10 protein-coding genes and 1 riboswitch are annotated in these 12997 nt (G+C 63.1%); of the genes, 5 read left to right on the plus strand and 5 right to left on the minus strand.

Translation table 11 applies throughout. From position 1 onward, the window contains the following. The first annotated feature begins 104 nt into the window (after positions 1 to 104). Complete coding sequence (locus WBA38_RS05675) at positions 105 to 1370, plus strand: D-alanyl-D-alanine carboxypeptidase family protein (protein WP_424296797.1); 1266 nt, start codon at positions 105 to 107, stop codon at positions 1368 to 1370. A 7-nt stretch (positions 1371 to 1377) separates the two neighbouring features. Here the strand turns inward: WBA38_RS05675 and WBA38_RS05680 are convergent, their stop codons facing one another. Together WBA38_RS05680 and trpS are read right to left on the minus strand one after the other, a co-directional pair. Next, complete coding sequence (locus WBA38_RS05680; protein WP_424296795.1) at positions 1378 to 2439, minus strand: YhjD/YihY/BrkB family envelope integrity protein; 1062 nt, start codon at positions 2437 to 2439, stop codon at positions 1378 to 1380. A gap of 57 nt (positions 2440 to 2496) precedes the next feature. Next, complete coding sequence (gene trpS, locus WBA38_RS05685; protein ID WP_424322280.1) at positions 2497 to 3516, minus strand: tryptophan--tRNA ligase; 1020 nt, start codon at positions 3514 to 3516, stop codon at positions 2497 to 2499. Between the two features lie 228 nt (positions 3517 to 3744). Between trpS and WBA38_RS05690 the strand changes: the two genes are divergently transcribed. After that, entirely contained in the window at positions 3745 to 4455 is a 711-nt protein-coding gene (locus WBA38_RS05690; protein ID WP_424293167.1) for a hypothetical protein, read from the plus strand. A gap of 83 nt (positions 4456 to 4538) precedes the next feature. Here WBA38_RS05690 and WBA38_RS05695 read toward each other — a convergent pair whose 3' ends face one another. From WBA38_RS05695 to WBA38_RS05705, 3 genes are all read right to left on the minus strand, one after another. Beyond that, a complete protein-coding gene (locus WBA38_RS05695; protein ID WP_424293168.1) occupies positions 4539 to 5396 on the minus strand; it encodes an exodeoxyribonuclease III in 858 nt (285 codons plus the stop codon). A gap of 55 nt (positions 5397 to 5451) precedes the next feature. Further along, entirely contained in the window at positions 5452 to 6657 is a 1206-nt protein-coding gene (locus WBA38_RS05700) for an MFS transporter (protein WP_424293173.1), read from the minus strand. Positions 6658 to 6767: 110 nt separating this feature from the next. After that, on the minus strand, positions 6768 to 8189 hold the full coding sequence (locus WBA38_RS05705; RefSeq protein ID WP_424322281.1) for a cutinase family protein: 1422 nt from the start codon (positions 8187 to 8189) through the stop codon (positions 6768 to 6770). Between the two features lie 274 nt (positions 8190 to 8463). Further along, positions 8464 to 8578: riboswitch (SAM riboswitch) on the plus strand. A 60-nt stretch (positions 8579 to 8638) separates the two neighbouring features. Here WBA38_RS05705 and WBA38_RS05710 point away from each other — a divergent pair. The 3 genes from WBA38_RS05710 to WBA38_RS05720 all read left to right on the plus strand — a co-directional run bounded on the left by WBA38_RS05710 (position 8639) and on the right by WBA38_RS05720 (position 12965). Beyond that, on the plus strand, positions 8639 to 9949 hold the full coding sequence (locus WBA38_RS05710) for a bifunctional o-acetylhomoserine/o-acetylserine sulfhydrylase (RefSeq protein ID WP_424293170.1): 1311 nt from the start codon (positions 8639 to 8641) through the stop codon (positions 9947 to 9949). 44 nt (positions 9950 to 9993) lie between these two features. Then, positions 9994 to 11163 carry a homoserine O-acetyltransferase MetX gene (gene metX / locus WBA38_RS05715; protein WP_424293171.1) on the plus strand — a complete coding sequence of 390 codons (1170 nt, stop codon included), beginning with the start codon at positions 9994 to 9996 and terminating at the stop codon, positions 11161 to 11163. 77 nt (positions 11164 to 11240) lie between these two features. Then, entirely contained in the window at positions 11241 to 12965 is a 1725-nt protein-coding gene (locus WBA38_RS05720; RefSeq protein ID WP_424322282.1) for a DUF3556 domain-containing protein, read from the plus strand. The last annotated feature ends 32 nt before the right edge of the window (positions 12966 to 12997 follow it).

Consider the following 12997-nt stretch of genomic DNA (forward strand, 5'->3'; position numbering starts at 1 on the left):
ACGTCTGACATAGTGCGGGAATCGACGCATCATGCGAGAACGGGTCGGCGGGGGAATGCGGGATGTGCGACGACGCGGTCGGCACGGGTATGGTGACGGTCGTCATGAGGACGATTTTCATTAAGCGCGCCGCCGCGGTCATCGCCGCCTGCTGCCTAGTCACCACGCTTTCAGCCCCGCAGGCAATTGCCGACCCCGGTATCTCAACCACGGGTGTACCGCTCCCCACTCCGGTTACCGATCATTGCCCCAACAAGTCGGTGCCCACCCCCGCAGTTGATGAGTCCGAGGTTGTTGCCGCAGGCGAGACGACGCCCACTCCCCTCGCTGTACCCAACCCGCCTCTCGGTGGCAACCAACTCGGTGCGTGCGGCATCGTCGCCGATCCGGCCGTCGGCCCCCTGCCGGAGCGTCTCACCTCATCCGGTTGGCTGATTGCCGACCTCGACACCGGCAACGTTGTCGCCGCGAAGGATCCGCACGGTCGCTATCGACCGGCGTCGACCATCAAAGTGCTTCTCGCATTGGTCGTCCTTGACGAACTAAATCTTGATACGCCCGTGGAAGCGACCGTCAACGACTGGTCCATGGAAGGCGACTCCTGCGGTATGGGCCCGGGTGGCAAGTACACCGTCCGGGACCTGCTGACTGGACTGTTGGTGGTCTCGGGCAACGACTGCGCCAATGCCCTCGCCCGCGAGCTTGGCGGTCTCGACGAGACACTCGCCAAGATGAACGCCACGGCCGCCAAGTTGGGTGCTCGCGACACGCGAGCGGCCAGCCCGTCGGGCCTGGACTCGGCCGGGATGTCGACGTCGCCTTTCGATCTCGCGCTCTTCTTCCGCGAGGCGATGGGCAATGAGACGTTCCGCGACATCATGGCGCTCAAGACCTACACTTTCCCCGGCTATCCCAAGCGGGTCGACGTTCCCGGCGACGTCGACCATCCGGCGTGGACCATGGGCACGTCGAACCCGCTGCTCCGCGATGATTGGCCCGGCATGCTCGGGGGCAAAACCGGCTACACCGACGACGCCCTCAAGACCTTCGTCGGTGCGGCGCAGCGCAATGGTCGCAATGTTCTAATCGTGCAGATGTATGGGCTCAACGAGGCCGATAATTCATACAGTGAGCAGGCTGCCCGCATGTTTGAGTACGGGTTCGCGGCGCCGTCGAACGCCACCGTGGGAAGTCTTGCCGTCCCGGGGTCCAGGCAGGCTTCCCCCTACGACGACGACCGCGATTTCGCGATCAGCAACGACGTCGCGACCGCGTGGAGCACCTGGTTGGTCGTCGGGCTGGCGGTCTTCGCAGCTCTCTGCCTGATCGGAGCGCTGGTACTGGCGACAATTCGTCGCAGGCAACGCTAGTTGGTCGCTACCGTTTGCCTCGTTTAAGCCAGCCGACGGCGCTGGCGACGACGGCACCGACGCCAGCCGCGGCCAGGAGGCGGCGGGCCTGATTCTCCGGCTCAACTTCGTAGACGGGTGCCAAGACGACCTGCCTCGCCTCCCCCGGTTTCGGCGGAGGGACCTCGTCGACGAACAGGTACTTCTCGTTGGCGGGATCCGCGGCGCTCCAGGCGGCCGCGTACAAGATGACCCGTGCCGCCAGATACGAGAACACCATGATGCCGATGATCGGGCCGAAAGCAGCGCCAGCGGGGCTGCCGAGGATCGACTGCAGGTAGATCCCCGCGACCGATTTCAGTACCTCAAAAACCAGCGCCGTGGCGAGTGCCGACCAGAGAATGGCCCGGGCTGGGACGTCGTTGCGCGGTAGCCAAGCGAGAATCACGATAAACAGCAGCCACATTCCCAGCACGCTGATCACGATCGACGCCACGCGGAGAAGTAGCGCGGTGAGGTCGTTCGAGGTGATTCCCAGCCAGTCCAGAATCTTAGGCCCCAACCCGCCCGCCGAAATGATGGTGATGCCCGTCGTGACGATAAACAAGATTCCAAGGATGAAGAAGATCATCAGGTCATAAAGCTTGCCGAGGATCGGGTTGTGTTTGACGCGGCCGCCCCACATTTCAGTGATCCCATTGCGGAGCAGGCTCATCCACCCGATACCGGTCAGCACTGCGGTTCCAAGACCGATCAGACCAACGGCTTGACGCGAGTCGATCGCCGAGTCGATGACCGACTTCAGTTGGTCGCCAAACTCTCCCGGCAGGTTCTCGACGATCAGGTTGGTGAGGTCATCGAGCAAGGTGGGATACCAAACGAGAGCGAAACCGGCGATCGCGAACGAGACCATAAGGATCGGCACCAGTGACAGGATGCCGATGAAACTGATCGCCGCCGCGTACGAGTTGCCGCGCTGATGGTTGTACCGCTCAACGGTGCCCATGATGTGCCCGAGGAATCCCCATCGGCCGACGAGCGCATCGAACCAATCTTTAACTCGGGCGATCAAGGCCTTGATGCGGTCCATGCTGTCCCCCTTCCTCCGTCAGCGTCCCGATGGCAGTTTCTCCCCGCGCCGCTTCGCCTACGACTTCGGGAGCAGGAAGCCGACCTTGTCGTACACGTCGGCGACGGTAGCCGCGGCGATCTCTCGCGCTCGGGCGGCACCGCCCGCCAGGATCCCATCCAAATAGGCTGCGTCGTCGAGGATTTCGTCGACTCGCCCGCGGAGCGGTGTCACGAATTCGGTCAGGATGTCGGCGGTTTCGACCTTTAGGTCACCGTAACCCTTACCCTCATACGATTCGACGATCTCGGCCATCCCGCGGCCGGTGAGGGCGGCCTGGATGGTCAGCAGGTTAGATACGCCCGCCTTGTTCTCGCGGTCGAAGGCGATGACGCGGTCGTTGTCGGTGACGGCCGACCGAATCTTTTTAGCTGATCTCTTCGGTTCGTCGAGGAGGTTGATCAGCCCGGAATCGGAGTCGGCCGACTTACTCATCTTCGCGGTCGGGTTCTGCAGATCGTAGATCTTGGCGAACTCTTCGACGATGTACGCCTTGGGCACGGTCAGTGCCTTGCCGTAGCGCTTGTTGAACCGCTGAGCGAGGTCGCGAGTCAGTTCCAGATGCTGGCGCTGATCCTCACCAACCGGCACCTGGTCCACTTGGAACGCCAGAATGTCGGCGGCCATCAGGATCGGGTAGGTGAACAGTCCGACGCCTGCCGCGTCCGTTCCGCCCTTTGCCGACTTATCTTTGAACTGGGTCATGCGACTGGCTTCACCGAAGCCGGTAATGCAGTTCAATACCCATGTGAGCTGGGCGATCTCCGGGACGTGCGACTGCACGTAAATGGTTGCGCGCTCGGGGTCCACACCGACGGCCAGCAACTGCGCCACACTGCGACGCGTCCGCTCACGCAACACCTTGGGATCCTGCTGCACCGTGATCGCGTGCATATCGGGGATGAAATAGAAGGCGTCGAACTCATCTTGAAGCTGAACCCACTGTCGGACCGCGCCGAGGTAGTTCCCGAGGTGGAAGGAGTCACTGGTCGGCTGAATTCCGGACAGGACGCGGCGGCGCGGTTCAGGCGTGGTCATGTTTGCAATTGTTTCAGATCGCTATGTCTGCGCTTCGCGATGGTCGTGCGACGGTGCCCAGAACAATTTTTGTGACATGGAGGCGTCTCAAATAGTAAGGGCAGGTTGCTGGGTGTTAGCTTCGCGTGCGGTGCGTCCGAAGGCGGACTGCGCCGCCGATCGGGATCGACCAATCCCCGACCGCGTTTTTCCGACCGAATTCTCGTCGATAGCTGAGGTGCTCCCGAAATGTCCCGATCTGCCGTCCGCCGACCAGTCGCCCGCGCTGTCGCAGTGGTTGCGACCACCGCCTTGCTCGGCGGAGGCCTCGCGTTCGTCGCTCCCCAGACTGCCGGCACCGCGACCGCAGCCGGTTGTGATTCTGCAAACAGAGCCACCAAGGACGCCGGTCTCGGCATTACCCACAACTATTCGAAGTCAGTAGCCATGACGGCCGGCGCCGGTGCCAAGGTCACCTACAAGATCGACGTCGGCACGTCTAACGGCGGCAACCCGTACGTCAACACGATTGTCGACACACCGCCGGCTGGCTTCGGGAAACCGACTGCCAAGGTGCGTGCCTATCATTTCCTCGAGGGGCTGAAGGAGGAAGTCGTCGCCGTTGAGGCCGCAGGTAAAGGCTGGAAGGTTGGCAGTGGCGGCTGGTCGGTTACCTCAGGCAACCCGGTTACCGCGTCGTTCACCTACGACCTTCCGCTCGCCAGTGTCCCCGGCGTCCCCGTTACCAGCGGCGGCATCGAGGTCGTTGGGACGGTCGGCGTCAGCAACAAGTTGCCGGACCTCACCGCCTGCTACCTCACGCGCATCATGACCCCGGGCGAGGCAATTGGCAGTGTCGGCGACGACCTCTCCAGTTCCGGCTCGACGCAAGACATCATTAGCGACGTAGTCGAAGGCATCGTCAGCGGCGCCCTCGCTGGTGCCGGAAGCAGCCGGTAGCAAATCTCAGCCCAAAACGACCGCCCGCCCTCGTGATCGAGAGCGGGCGGTCGTTTGGCCTTCGGGTCAGCGGAACTGGGCGGTCAGCGGAACTGGGCGGTCACCGGGGCGTGGTCCGACCACCGGAGGTTGTAGGCGTCGGCACGATCGACCCACGTCTTCTCTGCGCGAGCGGCCAGGGCCGGGGTCGCAAGGTGGTAGTCGATACGCCAGCCCGCGTCGTTGTCGAAAGCCTTGCCTCGCCACGACCACCAGGCGTACGGGCCATCGACGTCGCCGTGATGAGCGCGAGCGAGGTCGACCCATCCGGCTTCCAAGAGGCCAGCGACCCATTCGCGTTCGTGCGGAAGGAAGCCCGCGTTTTTGCGGTTGCCCTTCCAGTTCTTGATGTCCCGCTCGTCGGGCGCGATATTCCAGTCGCCAGCGACAACGGCCTGGCCACCAGCACCGAGGAGTTTATCGAGGTACAGGCCGAATGCTTCCAGGAAGCGGATCTTTTCGTCGTACTTCTCGCGGTCTTTCTCCGCGGTCGCTGCGGGGTCGGTGGCGAGCGCAGCTCCGGTCGGCAGGTACAGGCTTGCTGCCGTTACCGTCTCACCCTCAACATCGAAGTCGGCTTCGATGTACCTACCGGCAGCGTCGAATTCATCGCTACCGAAGCCGATCCGGACCGCGGTCGGCTCCTGCCGCGACAGGATTCCGACACCGGCGCGCCCTTTCGCTTCAGACTCTGTGTGTGCGAGGTGCCATCCGGCGTCGAGTGCAGGCTGAAGGGCTTTACGCGCCAAGGCGTCGGTGGCCCGGACTTCCTGCATCAGCACGATGTCGGGTGCCATTGACTCCAGCCACGGGAGCATGCCGAGGTTTTCCTCGGAGCGGTGCTTCACCGCCGCCCGAATGCCATTGACGTTGACGGTCGCGATAGAGAAAGGAGTAGTCACGAGGCATCACTGTATCCGTTTCGTGGATCGGCAACGACTGCCACGATGACCGTCATCAGCTGATCGCCACCGGGGTTTCGGGGTCGACGGGCGTGCACCCGCTGCGCCGCGCCGATATCACCGCCGCGCCCAGGACCACCAAACCGCAAATGGCGAGCAGCGCCCCCACCAACGACGGTGCGCGGTAGCCAAAGCCCTGCGCAATCACGGTGCCACCGACCCATGCGCCGATCGCGTTGGCGACGTTGAGGGCGGAATGGTTGAGCGCTGCGGCGATAGTTTGCGCGTCGCGCGCCACATCCATTAGGCGCGTCTGCAACCCGGGGATCGCCGTCGAACCGGACATCCCAACGAAGAACGTCACGACCACCGCTGGCCATCCCGTGGAAACGAGAAGGACAAACAGAACCAGCGCAACCGCAGTGCCGATCATGGAGATGGCGATGGCGCGATCGCCGAGTCGGTCGGCTAGGCGGCCACCAACATAATTGCCCGCGACCATTCCCGCGCCGAACAGCATGAGTGCGATCGGGACGGCGCCTTCCGACAGTCCGCCCAATGAGGTGAGCGCGGTGTTCAGATACGTGTAGAAGGCGAAGAAGCCGCCGAATCCGATGGTGCCGACCGCGAGCGTCAACCAGATTTGCTTACTCCGCAGGCCCCGCAGTTCGGTACGCGGATCGGTGCTGCGCATGCCGCTGAGGTCGGGCACAACACGCCACAGGGCAACCACGGTGACGACGCCGATGATGACGACCAGCACAATTGCCGACCGCCACCCCAACGACTGTCCCAGCCATGTGGCGGCCGGGACGCCGAGGACGTTGGCCACCGATAGGCCCATCATCACCTGACCGACCGCTTGGGCCCGTCGTCCCGGACCCGCGAGGTGGGCTGCGACGAGGGACGCCACACCGAAGTAGGCTCCGTGCGGAAGGCCAGCGATGAAGCGCGCAGCCATCATCATCGGAAAGTTCTGCGCCACCAGACTCAAGGCATTTCCTGCGGTGAAGGCCACCATGAGGCCGATCAACAGCGTCCGGCGCGATAGTCGTGCGGCAAGGACGGCGATTACCGGTGCCCCCACGACGACCCCGAGTGCGTAGGCGGAAATCAGGTGCCCGGCGGTCGGTTCCGTGATGCCAAGGTCGGTTGCAATATTGGGCAGCAACCCCATCGCCACGAACTCGGTGGTCCCGATCCCGAAGCCGCCGAGGGCGAGGGCACCGATAATCCAGCCGATGCTGGGTGCCGGGCGGATGCCTCGGGGTGCGGTTTTCGCGTCGACAGTCACCCGGGGTTCAACAGTCTCGCCCAACAGAAGGATTCCGCGTCGGCCGGTGATCTCGACCACCGACCGACGCGTCGCTCCTACTTCGCGAGCGCCGCTGACGCGATCGCCGGTTGCTTGGCAGGTGCCGGTTGCATTGCGGGTGCCGGGGTCGGCACGGCGGCCTGCCCGATCGCATTCACGACGTCCGGAATCACGCCCGAAACCTTCGGCACCAAGTTCGCGGGGTCGAGCAGCGCAGCTGGGTTGGTCATCGACACGGTGTTCTCAACGCGAGCCAACTCGATTGACGGAATCAGCGAAGTGCCCGGCCGGTTGTCGGGGTCCATCCCCAAGCCGATGGTTGCGCCGAGGGTCAGGTTGTTGGATCCGCCGAACTGCTGGGTGGCATCTACCTGCACCATGCCCGCGACGGTCACACTGACGCCGACGGACACTGGGGTCTCATTCAACGCTGCTGGGTCCAACGGCGCGGGAGCACCGTTCGGCATGAACCCGAGCTCGCCGCGGTCGGCATAAATCTCGGAGACGACCGGCACCAGCGGTGCAATGTCGACCTGCCCGCGCACCCGCGGCCGCATCGCTGCATCCTGCACCACACCGCGCGCCGCGTTGATCGCCACGTCCTGCGCCACCATGACCACCGACGGTTCCTGGTGGACGAGGCAATCCTGGGTGGCTCCCGCTTGCTGCTGGCAGGTCATCGCACCCCAACGGCTGTCGCTGCCGGGGTCGGCGTGCATGCGGGCCGGGTAATAGCCGTGCTTGACGAAATAGCCGAGGAACCCATCGAGTGCGCCGATCGGATCGACGAAGGGACTGGAAACATCGCACACTCCGTCGCCTTCGTTGCAAACCTGTTTCACCGGCAGATGCCCAAATCCGCCAGCTCGCGGCCCCGACATCGTCATTCCCGGGATCAGCCCGGTCAAAGAATTTTCTACACCCCGAGTGCCGCTGCGGCCGTCGCGTCGCGGGTCGGAGTACAACTCGCCGGATACGCCGCGGCTAAGAATTTTCTGCGACCGACCATTACCGACATCGGACAGGACGTCGCCAGCAATGCGCGCGCCCTGTGAATATCCGGCGATCACCACCGGGTGTCCAGGGCACTGGCGCTGGTATTGCGCGACTGCACGCTCCGTCGCCGCCTTTCCGATTGCCACATCGGTGTCGTACGGAATCATTCCGAGCGGCCACAGCGAGGTCGGGTAGTCCACATAGGTCACTTTGTAGCCATCCGACGCGTAGCGATCGCCAACGCCCGTGACGCCACCGGTCGGCACCCCATGCGAATTTCGGGGTGCATTGGTTCCGGCAACCACCACGGCACCGCCGGCACCGCAGGAAGCAGCCGCAGCGGGCGCGGCCGCCAAGGTGCTACCGGCTATCGCTGTGCTACCGGCTATCGCTGCGGTGGCAAGGGGAACCGCGAAGGCGAGAAGGGACTGTCGGACTTTGTTAGCCGCGGGGAAGGCCAGCGTCAGGGAGGTTGTGGTCACCGATAGATCATGCAGTTAGAAAGTCGCTGGCTAACAGCCAGAACGTGGATTTGACTCAACATTTCACCAAGGCGAAACCCAACAGGGTTTTCATTAACTTTTCCGGCCACCGTTTTAACGCTGCGTTCATCCGAAGCCCATGCTTCGCAGCCCTGACAACACGGGCGTGAAAGCACTTTTCGCATAGCACCGAGCGGCGCTGAAAGCCAGGATTTAACCGACGACGACTCATCCGTTTCAATCGCCCGATCCGCTTGCGATATCCTCAGCATCAGGTCATGAGTGTCAGCACACAGCCCCGGCTAGCTGACCGGCAACCCTCCAACCGCGGTGGGGTGCTCCGGGTGATGACCTGGCTGCGACACCAGTCGCCGCAGCAAGCGCGGGTCCGATGGTCGGACCCAACAACCGGGCCTGAAGGCTACCGACCGAAGAAAGTGATGACGTCCATGTCTGACGCCGCTAATTGGAGTTTTGAAACCACCCAGGTGCATGCCGGGCAGGTTGTTGACGCGACCGCCAAGGCTCGTGCGCTCCCGATCTACCAGACCACCTCGTTCGTCTTCGACGACACTGACCACGCCGCGAACCTGTTCGCGCTGGCCGAGCCGGGCAACATCTACACCCGCATCATGAATCCGACGCAAGACACCGTCGAGCAGCGCCTCGCAGCCCTCGGCGGCGGCGTCGCAGCGCTCCTCGTGGCGTCCGGCATGGCCGCAACCACCTACGCGATTCAGAACATCGTGGAGAATGGCGGCCACGTCGTTTCGAGCCCGCGCGTGTACGGCGGAACGTTCAACCTGTTCCACTACACGCTGCCGAAGTTCGGCATCGACGTCACCTTCGTCGACGATCCCGACGATCTCGAATCATGGCGCGCCGCGATCCAGCCCAACACGCGCGCCGTCTTCGCCGAGACCATCTCGAACCCGCACAACCAGATCCTCGACATCGCTGGCTTGGCCAAGGTTGCGCACGACGCCAGCCTCCCGCTGATCGTCGACAACACGGTGGCAACCCCTTACCTGCTCAACCCGATTGCCCACGGTGCCGACATCGTCGTTCATTCGGCAACCAAGTACATCGGTGGCCACGGCACCGCTATCGGCGGCGTCATCATCGACGGCGGCACCTTCGATTGGCGCGTCCAGCGCGACGGCCAAGACCTGTTCCCCGGCTTCACCACTCCCGACCCCAGTTACAACGGCGTCGTCTTCGCCGACCTCGGCGCCCCGGCATATGCATTGAAGGCACGCACGCAATTGCTGCGTGACACCGGTGCAGCGATCTCGCCGTTCAATGCCTTCCTGTTGGCGCAGGGCATCGAAACCCTGAGTCTGCGCGTGGAGCGCCACGTGGCGAATGCGCAGAAGGTCGCCGAGTTCCTGGAAGCACACCCGCAGGTCACCTCGGTCTCCTACGCCGGACTGAAGTCGTCGCCGTACTACGACCTCGCACAGGAATTGCTCCCCAAGGGCGCTGGCGCGATCATCGGCTTTGAGATCGAAGGCGGCATCGAAGCTGGCAAGGCGTTCGTGAACGGTCTGTCCCTGCACAGCCATGTGGCCAATATCGGCGACGTGCGCTCCCTCGTGATTCACCCGGCTTCGACCACGCACAGCCAGCTGTCGGAAGACGAGCTGCTCAGTGCGGGCGTCACCCCGGGCCTGGTGCGTCTCGCGGTCGGCATCGAAGGCATCGACGATATTCTGGCCGACCTCGAAACCGGTTTCACTGCTGCTGCAGGCGTCAAGTAGACGGCAACGCAGAGGAAATTGATACGCCCATGGAAGGGAGCTCGGTGTCGGTAGGTATCGACCCGGCCACGACGACTTCAGCGCCGGTGAGCGACCCCAACTGGGCTAGCGGACCCGACGGGACGCAGACTGCTGTCTCGATCGGCGATCTGCGGCTCGATTCGGGTGCTGTCCTCGCCGATGTCACCGTCACCTTCCAGAAGTGGGGAACCCCCAACGCTGCACGCGACAACATCATCGTCGCGCTGCACGCGTTGACCGGAAATTCGCACGTCACAGGTCCGGCCAATGAGCGTTTCACCATGACTGGTTGGTGGGATGGCCTCATTGGACCGGGCCTGGCCATCGACACCGACGAATGGTGCGTTTTGGCACCCAACGCGATTGGCGGCTGCTACGGCTCCACCGGCCCCGGTTCGACGGCACCCGACGGCAAGGCGTGGGGCTCCCGCTTTCCGCGGCTGACGATCCGCGACCTCGTGCGGTCGGAGGCGATTGCGTTCGAACAACTCGGGATTACCAAGATCGCCGCCGTCGCTGGCGGCTCCATGGGTGGCGCACGAGCACTGGAATGGGCCGTTACCTACCCTGGACGCGTCGGCACGTCACTGGTCCTTGCGGTGGGTGCTCGTGCGAGTGCCGATCAGATCGGCACTCAGACCACCCAGATCGAAGCGATCCGGATGGACCCGGCATGGCAGGGCGGCGACTACTACGACACCGACCACTCACCAAGCACAGGCATGGGCATCGCCCGCCGGATCGCGCACCTGAGTTACCGCAACGACCGCGAACTCGACGATCGTTTCCAGAATCGCCCGCAGGGTGATGAGAACCCGCTCGTCGACGGACGTTACTCCATCGCCAGCTACCTGGAGCACCAGGCAAACAAGCTCAAACGGCGCTTCGACCCCGGTAGCTACGTCGTATTGTCGGACGTGCTGAACAACCACGATGTCGGACGCGATCGCGGCGGCGTACAGGCCGCGCTGAACGCATGCACCGTTCCGACGATCGTCGGGGGTATCGATTCCGATCGCCTGTACCCGCTGTATCAGCAAGAGGAATTGGCACGCGAACTCGGCAACGTCGTCGGTGGCCTCCGCGTGGTGCATTCCGATGCCGGTCACGACGGATTTCTCACCGAATTTGAGCCGATCCGCGACCTGCTCGTCGAGACGGTTCAATTGGCGCGCACCAACATTCAGCGATAGTCGTGCGGTCCGTGATTACGTGACGGATTCCCCCTAAAGCAGCCAACCGAACAAGCGCTTGGTTGTAGCTTCGATGTATGAGCTTCCTGAAGCAAAACACCCCTGAAGTCGACTTTCCCACCTGGAGCCAGGGGTCCCGCTCAGAGAAGATCAAACCGATGGCACGACATTGGGCCGAGGTGGGTTTCGGTACCCCGGTGGCGATGCACCTGTTCTATGTGGTGAAGATCCTCGCCTACATTCTCATCGGTTGGGCCATCGTTATCTCGACGCCGGGCATCGATGGCTTTTTCGACGTTACGTCCTGGTATACCGAGCCCATCGTCTTTCAGAAGATCGTCCTGTTCACGATGCTCTTCGAAGTGATTGGCCTTGGCTGCGGCTTCGGCCCGCTCAACAACCGGTACTTCCCGCCGATGGGATCGATTCTCTATTGGCTGCGCCCCGGCACCATCCGGCAGCCTCCGTGGGCGGGGATTCCACTGACCGCCGGCGATACCCGCACGCCAATCGACGTATTGCTCTACGCAGCACTCCTGGTGGTAACGGTCGTCACGCTGTTCCTCGGCGGGACCGGCCCGGATGCTTCCGTCGGTTCGACCGTTGGCGGGTTACCCACCTGGTCGGTCGTCACTATCCTGGTGCTTCTCGCGGTGTTGGGGTTGCGGGATAAGACGGTCTTTCTCGCTGCCCGTGGCGAGGTGTACGGCGCGCTCACGGTGACGTTCCTGTTCGTCGGGACCGACATGATCCTCGGTGCCAAACTCGTCTTTCTGTGCATTTGGTTGGGTGCCGCAACCTCAAAGCTCAACCGCCACTTCCCCTTCGTCATTGCGACGATGATGTCGAACAACCCGATCCTCAAGTCGCCCCGACTCAAGCGGATGTTCTTCGCCGACTTCCCTGACGACCTGCGTCCCGGACGTCCAGCCCGCGTGATCGCCCACTTCTCGACGGCCGTCGAGGGCCTTGTTCCGCTGGTTCTGTTTTTCACCCACGGTGGCTGGCCGACCGCCATCGCCGCCATCATCATGCTGTGTTTCCACTTCGGCATCCTGTCGGCGATCCCGATGGGGGTGCCGTTGGAATGGAACGTCTTCATGATGTTTGGCGTGCTGACGCTATTCGTCGGTCACTCCGATATCGGACTCACCGACCTCCAGACACCGTGGCCGGTCCTACTCTTTGCGGTGTCTGCGGCCACCATTGTGATTGGCAATCTGATGCCGCGAAAGGTCTCGTTCCTGCCCGGTATGCGGTACTACGCGGGCAACTGGGACACCACGCTTTGGTGCATGAAACCATCAGCGTCCGCGAAACTCCAGGAGGGTATCGTCTCCGTCGCGGCCATGCCAGCCGCCCAACTCCAACGGTTTTACGGCAGTCCCGAAGGTGCGCAAGTTGCGTTGTACATGGGTTATGCGTTCCGCGCATTTAACAGCCACGGCCGGGCGCTGTTCACCCTTGCCCACCGCGCAATGGCCGGCTACGACGAGGCCGACTACATGCTCACCGACGGCGAGCGAATCTGCGCCATGGCGATGGGGTGGAACTTCGGTGACGGTCACCTCTCCAACGAGCAACTCATCGCCTCATTGCAGCGCCGCTGCCAGTTTGAGCCGGGCGAGGTCCGGATCGTCTTGCTCGACGCACAGCCGATCCAGCATCAAACCCAGCAATACCGACTCATCGATCCCGCGATCGGCGAATTTGAGCACGGCTACGTCAACGTCTCCGACCTCGTCGATCGTCAGCCCTGGGACGACACCGTACCGATTAATGTCGAATCGCCAACCGCCTAGCCCGTTCTCGCATGATGCGTCGATTCCCGCAC

The sequence above is a fragment of the Gordonia sp. (in: high G+C Gram-positive bacteria) genome, assembly GCF_049647785.1.
Lineage (GTDB): Bacteria > Actinomycetota > Actinomycetes > Mycobacteriales > Mycobacteriaceae > Gordonia.

Coding starts and splice junctions, on each gene's coding strand:
- WBA38_RS05680 (WP_424296795.1), bottom strand. CDS start 2,439: ATGGACCGCATCAAGGCCTTGATCGCCCGAGTTAAAGATTGGTTCGAT.
- WBA38_RS05720 (WP_424322282.1), top strand. CDS start 11,241: ATGAGCTTCCTGAAGCAAAACACCCCTGAAGTCGACTTTCCCACCTGG.
- WBA38_RS05690 (WP_424293167.1), top strand. CDS start 3,745: ATGTCCCGATCTGCCGTCCGCCGACCAGTCGCCCGCGCTGTCGCAGTG.
- WBA38_RS05675 (WP_424296797.1), top strand. CDS start 105: ATGAGGACGATTTTCATTAAGCGCGCCGCCGCGGTCATCGCCGCCTGC.
- trpS (WP_424322280.1), bottom strand. CDS start 3,516: ATGACCACGCCTGAACCGCGCCGCCGCGTCCTGTCCGGAATTCAGCCG.
- WBA38_RS05710 (WP_424293170.1), top strand. CDS start 8,639: ATGTCTGACGCCGCTAATTGGAGTTTTGAAACCACCCAGGTGCATGCC.